Genomic DNA, 18,498 nt, shown 5'->3' with positions numbered 1-18,498 from the left:
CGATTAGCCCGAAGCCGCCGGTGCAAACACCGACGCCAAGTGTTCGCGGCTTTGCCCGAGGCTGACGTTGTCGTGCAGGCCTTGGCGCAAGAAGTGAACCAGCTTGGGTTGCAAGCTGATGGCCAGGTCGGTTTCGCGGTCGCCGCCGGCCACGTAGGCACCGACGCTGATCAAGTCACGGCTTTGTTGCAGGCGCGACCAGAGCTGTTTGAATTGTTGCGCCTGGGTCATCTGCTCGGGGCTGACCACTTGCGGCATGACCCGGCTGATCGAGGCTTCGATATCGATCGCCGGGTAATGGCCCTCTTCAGCCAACCTTCGCGACAACACGATATGGCCGTCAAGCACACCGCGCGCCGAGTCGGCAATCGGGTCCTGCTGGTCATCGCCTTCGGAGAGCACGGTGTAGAACGCGGTGATCGAGCCGCCGCCGGCCTCAGCATTGCCGGCCCGCTCCACCAGTTTCGGCAGCTTGGCGAACACCGACGGCGGGTAACCCTTGGTCGCCGGTGGCTCGCCGATGGCGAGGGCGATTTCCCGCTGGGCCTGGGCAAAACGGGTCAGCGAATCCATCAGCAACAGGACGTTCTTGCCCTTGTCGCGAAAGTATTCGGCGATCCGGGTGCAGTACATGGCCGCGCGCAAACGCATCAGCGGCGCATCGTCGGCGGGCGATGCCACCACCACCGAACGCTTGAGGCCTTCGGTGCCGAGGATGTGCTCGATGAATTCCTTCACCTCACGGCCCCGCTCACCGATCAGGCCGACGACGATGATGTCGGCCTCGGTAAAGCGGGTCATCATCCCCAGCAGCACCGACTTACCCACACCGGTACCGGCGAACAGGCCCAGACGCTGACCGCGGCCGACCGTCAATAAACCGTTGATGCTGCGAATGCCCACGTCCAGCGGTTGGTGGATCGGGTCGCGCTTGAGCGGGTTGATGGTCGGGCCGTCCATCGGCACCCAGTCCTCGGCCTTCATCCCGCCCTTGCCGTCCAGCGCTCGGCCGGCACCGTCGAGCACCCGGCCCAACATGCTCATGCCCATGGGCAGGCGGCCGTTATCGGCCAGCGGCACGACCCGCGCGCCGGGGGCAATGCCAGCGACACTGCCGACCGGCATCAGGAACACCTTGCTGCCGGAGAAGCCCATGACCTCGGCCTCGACCTGCATCGGGTGGTAGCTGTCGTCGTTGATCACCAGGCAACGACTGCCCATGGCGGCACGCAGGCCTTCGGCCTCCAGCGTCAGGCCGACCATGCGCAGCAGCCGCCCTTCCACCACCGGCTGGGCGGGCACGTTGATGGTCTCGGCGTAGGAGCTCAAGCGCTTGCCGAAACTGGTGCGATCAAGGCGCATCGAGGCTGTCCACGTCGATGTGCAGGTCCGGCGTGGCCGGGTGCAGGCCCTGATCGTGCAGCTGGTCGAACAGCTGCGCCAGCGCCTGTTCGATGCGCGTCTCGATGCTGGCATCGATGCGGCTGTGCTCGGTCTCGATGCGGCAGCCACCGGGCTGCAAGCTTTCATCCTCGACGATCCGCCACTGTTCTTCATGGCGTTCGCGCAGGGCCTTGACCCGCTCGAAGTCCTGCGGGTTGATAAACAGGCGAATGTTGCTTGCGCCCATCGGCAGCAGCTTCAAGGCATCGCGCAGCACGTGCTCGATCTGGCTGGAGTCGATACGCAGTTCACGCTGGATCACCTGGCGGGTGATATGACCGACCAGGGTGACCAGGGATTTTTCGATCTGGGTGTCTTGCTCGGCGATGGGCTCGAAGAGGTTTTGCATCACCCGCTCAAGCCGGTTCAGTTGGGCCTTGAGCGCGGTTTCGGCCTCCTGGCGGACCTTGAGCTGGGTGCTGTGAAAGCCCTCTTTCTCGCCGGTGGCGAAGCCCTCGTTGTAGGCTTCCTGACGGATGCTTTCGAGTTCTTCGAGGGTCAGCGGCTGGACTTCTTCCAGCGGTACTTCTTCGATTTCTTCCGGGAGTTCTTCGACAGGCTCGGGTTCGGGTTCCGGCACTTCAGGGTCGAAACTGGGCAGCGCCCAGCGGTCGAAGGCGTCGATATCGTCTGCGCGAATCAGCTCACTCAAATGCTCGTTGGTCGACATGATTCCACGCACTCTTCAAAATTTCGCCCAATCCACCTGCTGGATTGGACTGTGGGAGCGGATTTATCCGCGAATAGAGTCAACACGGTATGCCTGATAAACCGCAGCGATTCTATTCGCGGATAAATCCGCTCCCACATGGGGTTTGTCAACAATCCGGGGTAGCTGCGCAGGGCTTAGATCATTTCCTCGCCACCCTTGCCGCCCAGCACGATCTCGCCGGCTTCGGCCATGCGCCGGGCAATGGTGAGGATTTCCTTCTGCGCCGTCTCGACGTCGCTGACGCGCACCGGGCCCTTGGCCTCCAGGTCGTCGCGCAAAAGCTCCGAGGCACGCTTGGACATGTTCTTGAAGACCTTGTCCTTGACCTTCTCGTCGGCCCCCTTGAGGGCCACCACCAGCACGTCGGAAGACACTTCGCGCAGCAGCGCCTGAATACCACGATCGTCAACATCGGAGAGGTTGTTGAAGACAAACATCAAGTCTTCGATTTGCTCGGACAAGTCGCCATCGACCTCGCGAATCGCATCCATCAGCTGGCCTTCGGTCGAGCTGTCGAGGAAGTTCATGATGTCGGCCGCACGCTTGATGCCGCCCAGGGTGGTACGCGAAGAATTGGAGTTGCCCGAGAACTGCTTCTCGAGAATCTGGTTCAATTCTTTCAGTGCCGCCGGCTGCACGGTATTGAGCGACGACACGCGCAAGATGATGTCGAGCCGCGCCTTCTGATCGAAATGCCCGAGCACTTCGCCGGCCTGATCCGGGTCCAGGTAAGCCACCACAATGGCCTGGATCTGCGGGTGCTCGTAGCGAATCACATCGGCCACGGCCCGCGGCTCCATCCACTTGAGGCTGTCCAGGCCACTGGTGTTGCCGCCCAGCAGGATCCGGTCGATCAGGCCGTTGGCCTTGTCCTCACCCAACGCCTGGGTCAGCATCTTGCGGATATAGCCATCGGAACCCACGCCCAGGCTGGTCTGGTCACCGACGACCTCGATGAACTCGCACATCACCTGCTCAACCTGTTCGCGGTGGATATTGCGCATTTGCGCCATGGCCACCCCGACGCGCTGGACTTCCTTGGGGCCCATGTGCCGCAGCACCTGCGCCGCATCGGTCTCGCCCAGCGAGAGCAAGAGGATCGCCGCCTTGTCGACCTTGCTCAGCTTGGCGGTCAGGGCTCGGTTATCACTCATCGGAGTTAATCCACTCTTTGACTACCTGAGCCACGCGACCCGGGTCCTCGGCCACCAGACTCTTGATTGCATTGAGCTGGGCATCATAGCCCTCGCTCGGACTTGGCAGCAGGATGCTCTGCGGGCCGCCCAGGGTGACCCGGTCGTTTGCCAGCTCGCCATCCAGCCCGCCCATGCCGCCCAGCTCGACGTCGCCGTCGATGCCGCTGCCGGCCTGTTGCTTGCCGTTGCCGGTGATGTTGTTGAGCACCGGGCGCAACACACCGAACACCAGCGCCAGAATGAAGACCACGCCCAACACTTGCTTGAGGATGTCCCAGAACCACGGCTGGGAGTAAAACGCAATCTCGGCAATCACCTCGCCACGGTCGGCGGCAAATGGCACGTTGATCACGCTGACGCTGTCGCCGCGGCTGGCATCGAAGCCGACCGCGTCCTGCACCAGGCGGGTAAAGCGCGCCATTTCGTCGGCGCTCCATGGCGCCCGGGTGGTTTCGCCGTTGGCCGGATTGATCTTGACCTGGTCGTCGACCACCACCGCCACCGACAATCGATTGACGCGCCCTTGCTGCTGGCGGGTGTGGCTGATGGAGCGGTCCAGTTCGAAGTTCCTGGTGGACTGCAGACGCTTGTCGGCCGGGTATGGCGCCAGCATTGGCTGGCCGGTGGCCGGGTCCATGATTTGCTGGCCGTTGGCGTCGAGCAGCGGCTGGCCCGGTTGCACCATGCCTGCAGCGGCTTGAGCGCCACCGGTGGTTTGTGGCGCAGTGGCCGGGCCGGGCGGCTGGTTGCTCAGCGCACCGGGCACGCCCTGCGGGCCCAGGCTGCTGGAGCGTTGCTCATTGACCGACTGCTCGCTGCGCAGCGCCGGCTGGTCCGGGTTGAACTGCTCGGAGGTGGATTCCACCGCGCTGAAATCGACGTCGGCCGACACTTCAGCCTTGTAACGGTCGTTGCCCAGCACCGGTTGCAGGATGTTGTGCACGCGCTGAGTCAGCATGCTTTCCATGCGGCGGCTGTAGTCAAACTGCTTGCCGGCCATGGCCAGTTCGTTGTTTTCGGCCTGATCCGAGAGCAAGGTGCCCTTCTGGTCGACCACGGTGACTTGCGACTTTGTCAGTTCCGGTACGCTGGCCGCCACCAGATTGACGATCGCCATGACCTGGCCCGGCTCCAGCGAACGGCCCTGGTACAACTCGACCAGCACCGAGGCGCTGGGCTTGCGCTCATCGCGCACGAACACCGAGCTTTTCGGAATGGCCAGGTGCACGCGGGCAGCCTTGACGTTGTTCAGGCTGGCGATGGTCCGCCCCAGTTCGCCTTCCAGCCCGCGCCGGTAGCGGGTGGCTTCCATGAACTGGCTGGTACCCAGGCCCTGGTCTTTGTCGAGGATCTCGAAGCCGATGCTGCCATCGCTGGGCGCAACGCCTGCGGCGGCGAGCTTCAGGCGTGCCCGCGCCAGGTCCTCGGACTTGACCAGCAAGGCACCGGAATTGGGTTCGATGTTGTAGGCAATATCGGCAGCGGCCAGGGTGTCCATGACCTGCTTGGTGTCCATGCCGGCCAGGCTGCCGATCAGTGGACGATAATCCGGCTGTTGCGACCACAGCACCACGGCGAAACCAATCGCCACGCTGGCCGCCAGACCGACCATCAGGCCGACCTGCCGCAACATGGTCATCTGGGAAAGGTTGTCGAGGATATTCAGCCCGAACAGGGGCGGCTTGCCACCTGCGCCAGCTTTTGCCGGGACGTTATCGACCGCTGCGTCTGCCATGTCTCACTCTCGTCCTTAAACCGGCATCTGCATGATGTCCTGGTACGCCTGGACCAATTTGTTGCGAACCTGGGTGATGGCCTGGAATGAGACACTGGCTTTTTGCGAAGCGATCATCACGTCGGTCAGGTCGACGCCGCTCTTGCCGACTTCAAAGGCGGTGGCCAATTGGCTGGAGGCCTGCTGGGTGTCGTTGACTTTGTTGACCGCCTGGCCAAGCAGCTCGGCAAAGCTGCTGGAGCCGACTTCAGGCGCTTGCACAGCTGATTTTGGCTGGGCCATGGCGTCCATTTGCATGGCCCGCATGTCCAACATCAAGCGATTGAATTCAACACCTTGGCTCATTGATCAACTCTCCGACGGCCCGCAATTTTTTGACGCTTCCCACAGCCGTCACGCAGGTGTTAGCAACAAGAGTGCCATCTCCGTGTAACAGCCTTAAGTATCAGGTTGCATACAAACAGGCTTCGACGTCCATGCCGGCGTCACGCATTTGCGCCAGCTTGTAGCGCAAGGTACGCGGGCTGATACCCAGGCGCTCGGCGGCCTCCTTGCGGCGCCCGCGCTCGCTGCGCAGGGTGTCGACGATCAACTGGAATTCGCGCTGGCGCAGGTCGTCGCCCAAGCCGGCCGGAGCCTCGACGACGGCTTGGGGCGCAGGCGTGCTGGCCAGGGTCGGCACGCCTGCCAGGCAGAAGTCTGCCGCTTCGATCACCCCGCCCTGCTGCAGGATCAACGCCCGCTGAAGGGCATTGTCCAGCTCCCGGACGTTACCCGGCCACGGGTAGGCGGTCAGGCAATCGCGCGCCGCGGCCGACAGGCGTACCGGGGCATGCTTCATTTTATTGACGTGGTGGGCCAGCAGCCGCTCGGCCAACGGCAGGATGTCGGCCGTGCGCTCGCGCAGCGGCTTCCAGGCCAGCGGAAACACGGAAAGACGGTAGTACAGGTCCTCTCGGAAACGCCCCGCCGCCACTTCGCTCGCCAGGTCGCGGTTGGTGGTGGCGACCACGCGGATATCCAGGGCAATCGGCTTGCGCCCACCTACCCGCTCCACTTCACGCTCCTGCAACACGCGCAGTAGCTTGGCCTGCAAGCCGAGCGGCATCTCGGAAATCTCATCGAGCAACAGGGTGCCGCCATCGGCTTGCTCGAACTTGCCGGCCTGAGCGGCAATGGCACCGGTGAACGAGCCCTTTTCGTGGCCGAACAGCGTCGCTTCGAGCATGTTGTCGGGAATCGCGGCGCAGTTGATGGCGATAAACGGCTGGTCGGCGCGTGGCGATTGCTGGTGGATGTAACGGGCCAGCACTTCCTTGCCAGTGCCGGACTCGCCGGAGATCAACACCGTGGAATCGCTGCGTGCCACCCGCGCGGCCAGCTCCAGCAACTGGGCGCTGGCCGGCTCGAATGCCACCGGCCCATCGCCTTCACCCTGGGCCGCACGACCCAGGCCATGGCGGGCCACCAGTTCCAGCAAGGTGGCCGGCTCGAAGGGCTTGAGCAGGTAGTCCACCGCGCCCTGGCGCATGGCGTCCACCGCGCGCTCGACCGCGCCATGGGCGGTCATCAGCAACACCGGCAACTGCGACTGACTGGCGCGCAAGGCCGCCAGCAAACGATGGCCGTCCATGCCCGGCATATTGACGTCACTGATCACCAGGCCAAAGGCCTGCTCGGCGACGGCCAGCAAGGCATCCTCAGCGCAGGCTACGGCGTGATACGGGTAGCCACCCAGCTCCAGAGTGTCAGCCAGCGCTTCGCGCAGGGCCCGGTCATCCTCGACCAGCAAGACCTTGATGTTGTTCACGACAACGCCTCCCGATGCGCCACGATCAGCGGCAACTCGACCCGGGCGCAGGTGCCGCGCCCAACCCGCGAGCGCAACCGCAGGCGGCCCTGATGCGCCTTGGCCACGGCCATGACCACCGCCACACCCAAGCCGGTGCCGGTCGCCTTGGTGGTAAAGAAGGGTTCGCCCAGACGGGCCAGCGTCGCGGGCTCGATACCGGCGCCGTTGTCGCTGATGCACAGGTGCAGGGTTTGCCCACGGGCGTAGAGATGGACCTTCAGGCGCACGGCCTGGCCGCTGGCCTGAATGGCGTTTTCCAGCAGATTGAGCAAGGCGCCGACCAGGGTGTCGCGATTGCACAGCAGCTCCCCCGCCACAGGGTCGCACTGCCAGCGCACCGCCAGGCCTTGCACCTGCGCCTGGGCTGCCACCTCCAGGGCTTCGAACAAGGCGCGCGGGGTCAATCGATCCGTCATTGGCAGCTCGCCGCGGGCGAAGACCAGCATGTCACGGACCTGATGTTCCAGTTCGTGCAGGCGCTCCTTGAGGCGCATGGCAAAGCGCTGCTGGGTTTCAAAAGGCAGTGGCTGCTCGCTCAAGTGGCCGGCATAGAGCATGGCCGCCGACAGCGGCGTGCGGATCTGATGAGCCAGGGAAGCGACCATCCGCCCCAGCGATGACAGCCGCTCATGGCGAGCCAGCTGATCCTGCAGACGACGGGTTTCAGTCAGGTCATTGAGCAACACCAGCTGGCCGGGCTCGGCATCCAGCGAACGGGTTGCTATGGACAGGCGACGGCCATCACGCAACGACACTTCATGGCCGTCATCCTCACGCGGGGCAAAACAGCGGGCAATCACCGCACGCCACAACTCGCCCACCAGCGGCTGGCCGAGCAGGTCGATAGCCGCGGGGTTGGCCTCACGCACCACGCCCTGGCCGTCGATGACAATCACGCCGCCGGGCAGCAGGTCGAGCAGGTGTTGCAAGCGATTGGCCAGGCGCTCCTTCTCGGCCAGCTCCGCCATGCGCTGCGCACTGACCACCGCCAGCTCACCCTTGAGTTCGGTGACCCGGGCTTCGAGCAGGTTGTAGGAGTCACTGAGCTGGGCCGACATCTGGCTGAACAGCTCAAAGGCCTGTTCAAGCCCCTGACGACTGGCCTGCTCCACGGACTGCGGCCCTTCCTGAGGATCGGAGATCAGAATGGCGGACTGTGGCATCGGGCTCTCTCTCATGGCTGACCGTCATAAAACGGTCCGTTGCAGAGAGCTTTAGCAATAGCCGTGCCGGGCCGACCTCTTGTAGGAGCGGACCCGGCCGCGATGGGCCGCGTAGCGGCCCCAGAAACCAGTGACATCTATGCCTATGCGCAGGTTGCAGGTTGCAGGTTGCAGGTTGCAGGTTGCAGGTTGCAGGTTGCAGGTGCGGTATCCAGGATCGCCGGGGCCGCTGCGCGACCCATCGCGGCCAGGTCCGCTCCTACAAGAGAATGATGCCGGGCAGGTGTTTACTCGTCCGCCTGATCGTCACCCTCACGCCGGCTCATGCCGTATTTGCGCATTTTTTCCACCAGCGTGGTACGGCGAATCCGCAAGCGTTCCGCAGCCCGCGCCACGATGCCGTTGGCGTCGTCGAGCGCCTGCTGGATCAGCCCCTGCTCCAGCCCGCCCAGGTAATCCTTGAGGTCCAGGCCTTCAGGCGGCAACTGGGCGCCGGGGGTGAATTCCGAACTGTGGCCATTGATGGTCACGCGCTCTTCCAGGTCCGAACGCAGGTTGTCGACCAACTGCTCGTCTTCATCATCGACGTAACGGAATTTTTTCGGCAGCTCCGCCACACCGATCACGCCATACGGATGCATGATCGCCATGCGCTCGACCAGGTTGGCCAATTCGCGGACGTTGCCCGGCCAGGCGTGCCGGCACAGGGACATGATCGAAGCGGAATTGAAGCGGATCGAGCCGCGCTTCTCGTGCTCCATGCGCGAGATCAGCTCGTTCATCAGTAACGGAATATCTTCGACGCGCTCACGCAGCGGCGCCATCTCGATAGGGAATACGTTGAGGCGGTAGTACAGGTCTTCGCGGAAGGTCCCGACCTCGATCATGCTTTCGAGGTTCTTGTGGGTCGCGGCAATGATGCGCACATCGATGCTTTGGGTCTTGTTGCTGCCGACCCGCTCGAAGGTGCGCTCCTGCAGCACGCGCAGCAGCTTGACCTGCATCGGCAACGGCATGTCGCCGATTTCGTCGAGGAACAGCGTACCGCCGTTGGCCAGCTCGAAACGCCCGGCACGGGTGGTGATGGCCCCGGTGAAGGCGCCCTTCTCGTGCCCGAACAATTCGCTTTCCAGCAGCTCGGCCGGAATCGCCCCGCAGTTGACCGGAACAAACGGCGCGTCGCGGCGGCTGGAATGGTAGTGCAGGTTGCGCGCCACCACTTCCTTGCCGGTGCCCGACTCACCCAGGATCAACACACTGGCGTCGGTGTCGGCAACCTGCTGCATCATCTGCCGCACATGCTGGATGGCACGGCTGGTGCCTACCAGGCTGCGGAACAGATTCGGTTCACGCTGGCGGCCACGCTCGCGGGCCTGGTCATACATCTCGCGATAGACCTGGGCACGGTGCAGGGAATCCAGCAGATTGCTGTAGCTGGCGGGCATTTCCAGGTTGGAAAGCACCCGGCGGCGAAGCTCTTCAGGAAGGTCGGCGGAAGAATTTTCATTAAAAAGCAAAACCGGAAGGAACTCATCCCACCCAGCCACTGTCTTAAGCAAGCCAAGTAGATTGCCCGGAGCATTGACCGCCCCAATCAGGACACAGAGCACTTCACGACTCGACGTCAAAGACGATACAACCTGCTGCCAATCGTGGCTCGCGCAGGCAAGATTTTCTTCCCCAAGAAAATTCAGAATCACCGCCAATTCATGGCGGCGAACGCTATCGTCATCAATTAGCAGAATTTTTGTCTCGCGCCACATGCAATAGCAACTTCCCTGGTTAACTCGGCACCCTGCGGGCAGGGCAAGCTCGGACTTCGTAACGGTCGCGTAACAGATTGACGTCCGATGTAGGTAAACAGCCACTAGTTAAGTCAAAAAAGTGTACACAGTCAAATTTATGGCGCGTTACATTTTTTGCATCAACCTGTCAGCGGAACAAATGGTAAACCTTTGTCGCCTTCTGCGCATGGTTGAGGTGCGACATCTCGTCGGCTGCGGCCTGACGCTCACCTGAAGTTATTTCAATAAGTTGCCGATAGACGTTGAGAAGCTCCTCGAGGTTTTCACGCAGCTGCTGCTCGTTGACCGGCTGCTCATCCAGCACCTTTTCGACACACTCTCGGCAGGCCAGGTCCAGCTCGCTGATGGCTTGCCAGTCGCGCGCATGCAATGCATCGAGCAGGGCATCGCGGGTTTGTTCGATACGTTGCAGTGCACTCACGGTGAAATCCTCGAGATGCGGTGTTGTTTACTCGATGGGGGTATTGGCGATCTGGTCCCAGCCGGTCTTGATGGTGACGAGCAGGCCCATGACTTCATCGACTATGGCCATGTCGTTGCGCAGGTTGGCTTCGATGAGGCGGTTGGTCATGTACTCGTACAGGCTGTCCAAACGCTCCAACTCTTCGGCGCTGCCCTTTTCTTTATCGATACCATCACGCAGGCCGATCATGATGTCGGCAGCCTTGCCGAGCATCAGGCCTTTGGTGGCGATATCACCACGAGCGAAGGCGCCCTTGGCCTGGGCCATGCGATCCAGGCCACCTTCCATCAACATCTGGATCAGCCGGTGCGGGCTGGCCTCGGATATCTGTGCGTGGGAGTTGACCTTCTGATACTGCCGAAGGGCTTTCATCGGGTGCATGGTTCTACCTCGTTAACGCTTGGATAGTGGGGAGAAATAACTCGTCTCATACCTTTTGTATCGACGGTTTCGCACAAAACTTTAAGAAATTGCCAAGCTAAAATGACAAAGCCGAGGCACCAGTGGCGACCGCGACCGGGCTTCTTACACACGTCGAAATCAACTGTCGCTGTCGACTTTGTTTAGCGCATTGAGGGTGGTCATGATGCTGGAGCTCGTGGCATTGAGCTGGGCGACCAAGGTATCCATGGCATTGTATTTAGCCGATAGCGTTGTGGTCATGGTTTCGATCCGGCGATCGAGCGCTTCCTGGGCCTTAGTGATATCGGACAGTTGATTGGTGATGTTTGTCTGGCGGGTGGCCAGAATACCGTTAGTCTTGGTGTAGTTCTCGGTAATGGAGCTCATACGAGTGAGCAACCCGTTCTTTCCCGTAAACATGCCCGCAATATCGGTGCCGTAGGTTTTGACGGCCTTGTCCCACTTGGTGCTATTGAGCTCAAGCAAACCGGTCTTTTGAACCGTGTTGATGCCTAGCTGGGACAAAGTCTGAAGCGCTCCCGCCCCATTTGGACTAGTCAGCTCGCTGCGAATAGTGGAAACCAACGCCCGCATAGTGGCGTCCCCGGTCAGCGCAGCCGCAGTCGGCGCGTCACTACCCCCTGTTCCCGCCGTCACTTTCGTCTGGGCGTTTATGGCAGTCATCAGCGTGTTATAGGCGGTGACAAAAGATTGAACCGATGTTTTCAATGTATCAGTGCTGGTCGCCACCGAAAGGGTCGATTTCCCCTCTTTCGTCAGTTCGATTGTCAGACCGCTGACCGCCTCGGTGACAGTATTGGAGTTCGCTTCCAGCTCCATCGAATCAAGCTTGTACTTAGCGTTTTGCGGCGTCGCAACTATGGTGAAGTCCGAGGCCAATTCGGAGCCACCACCCAGCGTGAGCTCTGTACCCGCTCCCATTTTGGTCGAGGTAAATACCAGCCGCGAGCCTGAAGCATCTGTCAGCACGTTGGCGCTGATACCCTTGCCCTGCAACTGGCTATTAATCGATTCACGAGCTTCTTCCAACGTCGCGCCTGCAGCGATCGTCGCGCTATAGGTGGCATCACCCTGTCCAATCGTAAGCGTGGTCGAAGATCCGGTGTCATTGACTACTGACTTGGCACCGCCCGCATATACCTGACTGGCAATCTTGGAAGCTGTTGCCAATTGAGTGATTTCGAGGCTGTAGTTGCCACTGGATGCGGCATCACCCACCGTAACCTTCGCGACATCCTTATCCGAAGAAGCCCCAGTCAAACCACTGAAGTTTGTCGTGGTGTTGAGCTTGTCGATTGCAGTCCGATAAGCATCCAGTGCGCTTTTGATAGTGCCGATGGCTGACAAACTAGTCGTGGCTGTCTTAGTCTGGGCATCGATCTGTGCCTGCTTTGGCGCCTTCTCAGAGTTGACCAACGCTGTCACGATCGACTGTGTGTCGATCCCTGAACCGATACCGCTGACGGTTGTACCTGCCATCTTCACTCTCCTTATTCGGTGGCCGCCGCTTTATTGACGAAAGACGACACAAAGCAGCGTCCCAACAATTCTTGTGCCAACTACGCCTGCTCGTCGAACAACAGGCTGCCGCCATTATTCAAGCTCTGAGCAAGCTTGAGAGCTGTTTCCGAGGGAATTTGCCGCACGACTTCGCCACTCTGAGTGGCGATAACCTTGACCACTACTTGGCCGGTCGAGTCGTCGATCGAGAAATCCAGCTGGCGCCGAGTCGCCTGGGCGTAATCCTGAATATCTTTAACTGCTTTTTCCAGCTCGAGCCGCTCAGGCTTCTCGGTCTCTTCGACCGCAGCCTGTATAAGGGCCACCCCGGGCTTGACCGACGGACCATCTTGCGCAACCGGCGCAGGGTAAGACAGATTTAGCTTGACGCTCATGTCCATGACCATCACCCCTCACAAACGTAAAAACGGAAGGGCGCGCATCGACGCGCCCTTCCGTCAATTACCAGGTGCCGAGATTACTGAAGCAGCTTCAGAACCGATGATGGCAGTTGGTTAGCCTGAGACAGGATAGCGGTGGAGGCTTGCTGCAGGGTTTGTTGCTTGGTCAGCTCGGCAGTTTCCGATGCGAAGTCGGCATCCTGAACACGGCTGCGAGCAGCAGTGGAGTTTTCGGAAATGCTCTGCAGGTTGGATACAGTGCTATCAAAACGGTTTTGGACCGCACCAAGCTGAGCGCGCTGGCTATCTACTTGTTCGATTGCACCGTCCAAGGCCTGAATCGCTTGCTGCGAACTTGCCGCATCCAGAATACTCAAGTTGGAAACCTTGGTATCCATGGTCACTGCGTCAGTGGTCGCAGCAGTCAAGCCCAAGCTAGCAGGGGAACCCTTACTACCTGCGGCGATAGCGATATTTTTGTCGGCAGAAAGCGCCAGGTTACCATTACTATTCTTAGTAGCAGTAACACCTGTGCTGGAGCTATTTATTGCAGAAACGATAGCTTCCATATCGTCACCTTTATTGAATTTAACTTCAATATTATTGATAGTCACAGAAGTATCAGCTTTCAGCTTCGAGGTGGTCGCACCTGCGGTCAACCCCAATTGCGCCAACGACCCACCAGTTTTGTCCGATATATCAACACCGCTATATCCATCTTTAGAGGTCAGCTCGATACGACCTTCACTATTCAGGACTGCATCTTGAATACCTGGTGCAGTTTTGATTGCAGTAAGAACACTAGCAACCGTTGCGCCTGCGGTCCAAGCAATGGCTTGACCATTAACCTCAATTGCACCTGCCTTAGGCACACTAAGTGGTGTAGTGGCAGCAGCCAGGCCTGCAGATGCAACTTTAGCCCCACCAATGACGAGATCAGCAGTAGTGTCTGATGTAACAGTAAGCGTCTTAGCTTGATCATCCCAAGCAGCGGTTGCGCCAATTGTTGTATCAGCGTTGATCCGAGATGCAATCACATCACCGGTATCACCTGTAAGCAGGTTTACGGTTTTACCGTTGACGGTGAGGACACCAGCATCAGCAGCAATAAGACCGGTTCCACCGGCCCTCATGGTGTCAGCAAGTACCGAACCTGTGACACTTGGACCAGTCAAAGCCGAACCAGTCACCGTGGCATTCATGCCAGTCAGAGAAGTACCAGCTACTTTCGCTTCACTGTAAGTACCTTTCAAACCGGTAGCACTGATATCACCCATGCCAAACGAAATAGTTTCGTTTGCGCTGGAGCCGACTTGGAAGCTTGTGCTGGAGAAGGAACCATCCAGCAGGTTACGACCACCAAAAGTTGTAGTGCTGGAGATACGGTTCAGCTCACCGGTCAGCGCGGTGAATTCTTGTTGCAGAGAATTGCGATCTTCGTCGCTGTTCGAGCCGTTCGCCGATTGCAGAGCCAGCTCACGCATACGCTGCAGGATGCTGGTGGTTTCTTGCATCGCGCCTTCAGCGGTCTGCGCGATGGAAATACCGTCGTTTGCGTTCTTAACAGCAACCGATAGACCTTTGATCTGGCTGGTCAGACGGTTGGCGATTTGCAGGCCAGCGGCGTCGTCTTTAGCGCTGTTGATTTTCAGGCCCGAGGACAGGCGGCTCATGGAGGTCGACAGCGAGTCGGCAGCCTTGTTCAGGTTCTTCTGAACGCCCAGGGACGTGATGTTAGTGTTTACGGTTAAAGCCATGACGAAATCCTCGTTGGATGGGTGCTGCGGCTTCCGGCCCTGGCACCCGCCGGGTGTGGCCTAGAGAACCTTCGTAGTGTTTATCGTCGGCTTTGCAGGTTGCTTGAGGGATTTTTTGAAAAAAATTGCCATCACCAGGCCACTGCCCGGAAAACAAAGGGGTTAGCGGTGAGAGGTGCGCAGGTGTGCAGGTGTGCTGGATTGGGAATGTGCGGTGTGTCACAAAAGCGATTTGGGGTGCGGGTACGGCGTTGGATTGCGGTGTGGCCTTCGCAGGCAAGCCTTGCTCCTACAAATGCCCCGCAAATCGTGTGCAGGACTCTGTAGGAGCAAGGCTTGCCTGCGAAGCTTTTAGGGGCGCCTACGTTCAGGTGCCGGGATCGCCGCGCTTCATTCCGCCCAGGACGGCTTCAACGACACCTTTGGCCATTTCCATGGAATGCAGGCTGGTGAAGGCCAGGCTCTTGCATTGGCTGGGGGCTTGTTCGATGACTTTGTATTGGGTGTCGATGCCGCATTGCAGATAGAGCGCGACGTGGATCAGGGCGTCTTCGGCGTCGATGCCAGGCTGGACGGCGAGCAGCGGCATGTGGCCTGCGTCGCAGGTGTCGAAAGGCATTTTGACGGTTTTGGCGAGGACTTTCTTTGGAGGGTCTGGAACAATTTTTTTCATAGTAGTCTCTACAATTGGGCCGTCATCCAGTCGTTACCACACGATGGGTGGCAGCTGTACGCGGGGTGGTAAACCGGCAGAGACCAACCCGGCAGAGCCGAAGCTCTCCCGCGTACAGCCGCCATAAAGGCAGCAAGTCAGTGCCGGGTTACCACACCCGATCGCTGAACATTCAGCGACCGCAAAAGCCTAGTGGCAGAGCTTCCCGGGCACAATCCTCACGGCGGCGACAGACCGCGTAGGATAGGTCTTAGGACCATGTTCGCGCCAGATCTGTGCATATTTGCTTACGTTGTTTTCCGAATTGGATAGCGATCGGCGACGCCGAACATTGTAGGAGCGGACCTGGCCGCGATGGGGTGCGAAGCACCCCCGGCAATTCTGATACCTACCGCAGGCGCGACCTCCGCTGTAGATTTCACGGGCCCCGGGGGCCGCTTCGCAGCCCATCGCGGCCGGGTCCGCTCCTACAAAGAGCTCGAGCCAGTTTGATAATTTGAGCAATAAAAAAGCGCGCTTGCCGTTCAGCAAGCGCGCCTTTTTTTGTGCCGTCAGCAGGTCACGGGCGATAGATGATCGCCGAGCCCCACGACAGGCCTACACCAAAGCCGCTCAGTGCAACACGCTTCCAGGAGGCGTCGAGCACGTGCTTTTCCAGCAGCAGCGGAATGCTCGACGACACGGTGTTGCCGGTCTCGACCATGTCCTTGATGAACTTCTCTTGCTGCTCAGGCTGTTCTTCAAAGCGACGGGCCACGGCGTCGACGATGGCGGCGCTGCCCTGGTGGATGCAGAAGGCGTCGATGTCGTCGGATTTCAGACCCGATTCGTCCAGCAGTTCGCGCAGGTGCGCAGGCACTTTGAGCAGGGCGAAGTTGAAGACCTGGCGGCCGTTCATGAAGAACACGCCGTCGCTGACTTTCAGGTGCGGTGCACCCGAACCGTCGGTGCCGAACTTGGCCTTGCCCAGCTGCCAGGGCGCGTCTTCGCCCATCCAGGTGGCGGTGGCCGCGTCGCCGAACAGCATGGTGGTGTTGCGGTCTTCCGGGTCGACGATTTTCGAGTACGGGTCGGCGGTCACCAGCAGGCCGTTCTTCAGGCCGGCGGCTTCCATGAAACCCTTCAGGGCGTAGATGCCGTAGACGTAGCCCGAGCAGCCCAGGGAAATGTCGAAAGCCGCCACGCAGGTCGGCAGGCCCAGTTTGTCCTGGACGATGGCGGCGGTGTGCGGCAAGCCCTCTTCGTCACCGTTCTGGGTGACGACGATCAGCGCGTCAATCGATTCGCGCGAAAGTTGCGGATTGAGGGCGAACAAGGCGTTGACCGCCTCGACGCACAGGTCGGAAGTTTCCTGAGTGGCTTCCTTGCGGGGCAGAAAGGCCGAGCCGATCTTGCCCAGAATGAACTCTTCGTCCTTCTCGAACTTGGCACCCTGGGCGTAGTTATCAAGGCCTTGAGCAGGCACGTAACTCGCTATGCTTTTTATGCCAATCATCATGGCTTCCCAATAATAAACAGCTGAAGATCACCACTCGCGTGAATTGAGGGGCGCCGAAAAAAACGGGATAAAACCTCGCCTGGCATAGGCGGCGTGGCTGATACCGGGGGCAACTCAAGCAAATCGCGAGGGCCGAGGCCAGTATCATCCGCTAATACAATACAGGGAAGATGCACGATTTGACTTATTGGTCACACTCAAATTGCTGTGTGGACGGCTCAACACAGGGCAAAAACAACGCGGCCGACATGGGCAACCCCTTCAAAAGGCTGCCAATACCGGCCGCAAAGCGCGTCAGAGCTTGTTGAACAGGCTCAGCTGGGAGATTTTCGCGAAGGCCAGCTGCGAGGCCTGCAGCATGGTTTGTTGCAGGGTGAGGGTGATGGCCGCGGTCGACATGTCGGTATTGCCGATGGCGGACTGGGTGCTCTTGTTGGCCAGGCTCAGGCTGGTGTTTTCATCCTGCTGGATCTGCATCGAATTTTGCGCCGCGCCGATCTCGCCACGGGCCAGGTCGATGCGCTCGCGCGCGCTGCCCAAGTTGCTGATGGCCGATGCCACAGCGTTTTTCAGATCAGTGGCGGTGGCCGTATCCGTGACAGGCACCAGCAGGCTCTTGCGCAGCGAGCTCAAGGTGTCGAGAACATTCTGGGTCTTGTGAGTGCTGCTGGTGACCGAGAACTGATCGTTGGCATTCGGTGCGCCGTCGAAGGTAAAGGTCACCCCGGCGGCGGTCACGGTGTTGCCACTCCCCATTACGCCCTCGGCAATCGCCTTGCTGTCGGCATTGTAGGGTTGGGCGTAGACCTTGTAGTCGGTAGCGCTGCTGAACTTGATCACTGCCCCACCATCGGGGAAGGTGCCGAGAAACTTATCGTTGTCGGTGATGTTCGACGCGGTCACCTGGGCGGTGGAGGTGTTGGCCGCGCTGCGGGTGGTGGTCACCGAATCCGGCTTGGCCTGCAAGGTGAACGAGTGCCCGGCAATGGCAGCGTCCGGGTCGCTGTCGGTTTCCTGCAGGTTGACGCTGATCTCGAAATCCACGCCACGGAAGGTGATGGTCGAGGCGCCCTCCTTCTCCCGATCAAACACGCCATTGGAGGCGGTCTCGGAGGTGACGTCGTTGCCGTCGGCATCGACGATGCTGTACTGGGTCGCGCTGGTGAAGTTCACGGTGTATGGCTGGCCAGCGGCGAACGACTTGGAGTAGCTGTTGACCGAGTTGAGCAGGCCGTCGGACACCGACACGCGACCATCGTCCACGGCCGGGGCGGTGAGCGTTGCTTCCGTGCGGCTGTTGTTCACTGCCAACTCGAAGACGTTGTGCCCGGTGTTGCTGGTCGCCAGTTTCAAGGTATCGGACACCTGCAGGCTCAGGCGGGTCTGGTCGCCCTGATAGGCATAAGTGCCGTCGGCATTGCGCACATAGGGTGGCGTCGAGCTCTTGGAGCCACCAAACAGGTAATCGCCGTTGGCATCCTTGGAGTTGAGCATGCCGAACACGCTGCCTTCGATTTCGCCGATCTCGGCGGCGATGGAGGTGCGGTCGGCATCGCTGAGGCCACCGTTACCCGCCTGGATCGCCAGTTCGCTGGCACGCTGCATGGCGTCATGGATGCTTGAGAGCACGCTCTCTTGCTGGTTAAGGGCGTTGGTGGCGGTGGTCATGTTGCTGCTGTACTGGGTCAGCAGCGCGCTCTGCTGCTGCAGCATCAGCAATTTTGCCGCGCCGACCGGGTCATCGGCCGCGGTCTGAATGCGGATGCCGGAAGAAATCTGCTCGTTGGTCTTGGCCGTATCGGAGAAGTTCTTCGTATAGTTGGCCGCGCTGGTCTCGAAGTACTGAGAGGTGGAAATCCGCATGGTCGACTACTTCC

At 60.1% G+C, this 18,498-nt stretch carries 16 protein-coding genes; all 16 read right to left on the bottom strand.

The features are described 5' to 3' along the window. Positions 1-3: 3 nt before the first annotated feature. On the bottom strand, positions 4-1,362 hold the full coding sequence (gene fliI / locus GUY40_RS12575; RefSeq protein ID WP_166569268.1) for a flagellar protein export ATPase FliI: 1,359 nt from the start codon (positions 1,360-1,362) through the stop codon (positions 4-6). Then, positions 1,352-2,113, bottom strand: a complete 762-nt coding sequence (gene fliH, locus GUY40_RS12570) for a flagellar assembly protein FliH (RefSeq protein WP_166569267.1) — start codon at positions 2,111-2,113, stop codon at positions 1,352-1,354. Before fliH ends, fliI begins: the two co-directional genes overlap by 11 nt. A 176-nt stretch (positions 2,114-2,289) precedes the next feature. After that, the gene (gene fliG, locus GUY40_RS12565) at positions 2,290-3,309 is read right to left on the bottom strand and encodes a flagellar motor switch protein FliG (protein ID WP_166569266.1); all 1,020 of its coding nucleotides are present in this window, start codon (positions 3,307-3,309) and stop codon (positions 2,290-2,292) included. Continuing rightward, positions 3,302-5,086, bottom strand: a complete 1,785-nt coding sequence (gene fliF / locus GUY40_RS12560; protein ID WP_166569265.1) for a flagellar basal-body MS-ring/collar protein FliF — start codon at positions 5,084-5,086, stop codon at positions 3,302-3,304. Before fliF ends, fliG begins: the two co-directional genes overlap by 8 nt. A gap of 15 nt (positions 5,087-5,101) precedes the next feature. Then, positions 5,102-5,431 carry a flagellar hook-basal body complex protein FliE gene (gene fliE, locus GUY40_RS12555; RefSeq protein WP_166569264.1) on the bottom strand — a complete coding sequence of 110 codons (330 nt, stop codon included), beginning with the start codon at positions 5,429-5,431 and terminating at the stop codon, positions 5,102-5,104. Positions 5,432-5,531: 100 nt separating this feature from the next. Further along, positions 5,532-6,887 carry a sigma-54-dependent transcriptional regulator gene (locus GUY40_RS12550; RefSeq protein WP_371924798.1) on the bottom strand — a complete coding sequence of 452 codons (1,356 nt, stop codon included), beginning with the start codon at positions 6,885-6,887 and terminating at the stop codon, positions 5,532-5,534. A gap of 5 nt (positions 6,888-6,892) precedes the next feature. After that, a complete protein-coding gene (locus tag GUY40_RS12545) occupies positions 6,893-8,101 on the bottom strand; it encodes an ATP-binding protein (protein ID WP_166569262.1) in 1,209 nt (402 codons plus the stop codon). A gap of 287 nt (positions 8,102-8,388) precedes the next feature. Then, complete coding sequence (locus GUY40_RS12540) at positions 8,389-9,864, bottom strand: sigma-54 dependent transcriptional regulator (RefSeq protein ID WP_166569261.1); 1,476 nt, start codon at positions 9,862-9,864, stop codon at positions 8,389-8,391. 169 nt (positions 9,865-10,033) lie between these two features. Beyond that, positions 10,034-10,327, bottom strand: a complete 294-nt coding sequence (fliT, locus tag GUY40_RS12535; protein ID WP_166569260.1) for a flagellar protein FliT — start codon at positions 10,325-10,327, stop codon at positions 10,034-10,036. A 27-nt stretch (positions 10,328-10,354) separates the two neighbouring features. Beyond that, positions 10,355-10,750 (bottom strand): flagellar export chaperone FliS, encoded by a 396-nt coding sequence (gene fliS / locus GUY40_RS12530; RefSeq protein ID WP_166569259.1) that lies wholly within the window; start codon positions 10,748-10,750, stop codon positions 10,355-10,357. A 159-nt stretch (positions 10,751-10,909) separates the two neighbouring features. Next, positions 10,910-12,271, bottom strand: coding sequence for a flagellar filament capping protein FliD (fliD, locus tag GUY40_RS12525; protein WP_166569258.1), 1,362 nt, complete (start codon positions 12,269-12,271; stop codon positions 10,910-10,912). Between the two features lie 80 nt (positions 12,272-12,351). Next, positions 12,352-12,693, bottom strand: a complete 342-nt coding sequence (locus GUY40_RS12520; protein ID WP_166569257.1) for a flagellar protein FlaG — start codon at positions 12,691-12,693, stop codon at positions 12,352-12,354. A gap of 77 nt (positions 12,694-12,770) precedes the next feature. Beyond that, entirely contained in the window at positions 12,771-14,450 is a 1,680-nt protein-coding gene (locus GUY40_RS12515) for a flagellin (protein ID WP_166569256.1), read from the bottom strand. A gap of 367 nt (positions 14,451-14,817) precedes the next feature. Continuing rightward, on the bottom strand, positions 14,818-15,123 hold the full coding sequence (locus GUY40_RS12510; RefSeq protein WP_166569255.1) for a hypothetical protein: 306 nt from the start codon (positions 15,121-15,123) through the stop codon (positions 14,818-14,820). Positions 15,124-15,682: 559 nt separating this feature from the next. Beyond that, positions 15,683-16,618 carry a ketoacyl-ACP synthase III gene (locus GUY40_RS12505; protein ID WP_166569296.1) on the bottom strand — a complete coding sequence of 312 codons (936 nt, stop codon included), beginning with the start codon at positions 16,616-16,618 and terminating at the stop codon, positions 15,683-15,685. A 297-nt stretch (positions 16,619-16,915) separates the two neighbouring features. Next, the gene (locus tag GUY40_RS12500) at positions 16,916-18,484 is read right to left on the bottom strand and encodes a flagellar hook-associated protein 3 (RefSeq protein ID WP_166569254.1); all 1,569 of its coding nucleotides are present in this window, start codon (positions 18,482-18,484) and stop codon (positions 16,916-16,918) included. Positions 18,485-18,498 lie beyond the last annotated feature (14 nt).

The organism is Pseudomonas sp. R5(2019) (assembly GCF_009905435.1).
GTDB lineage: Bacteria > Pseudomonadota > Gammaproteobacteria > Pseudomonadales > Pseudomonadaceae > Aquipseudomonas.
This window is presented reverse-complemented; position numbering and strand designations above follow the sequence as displayed.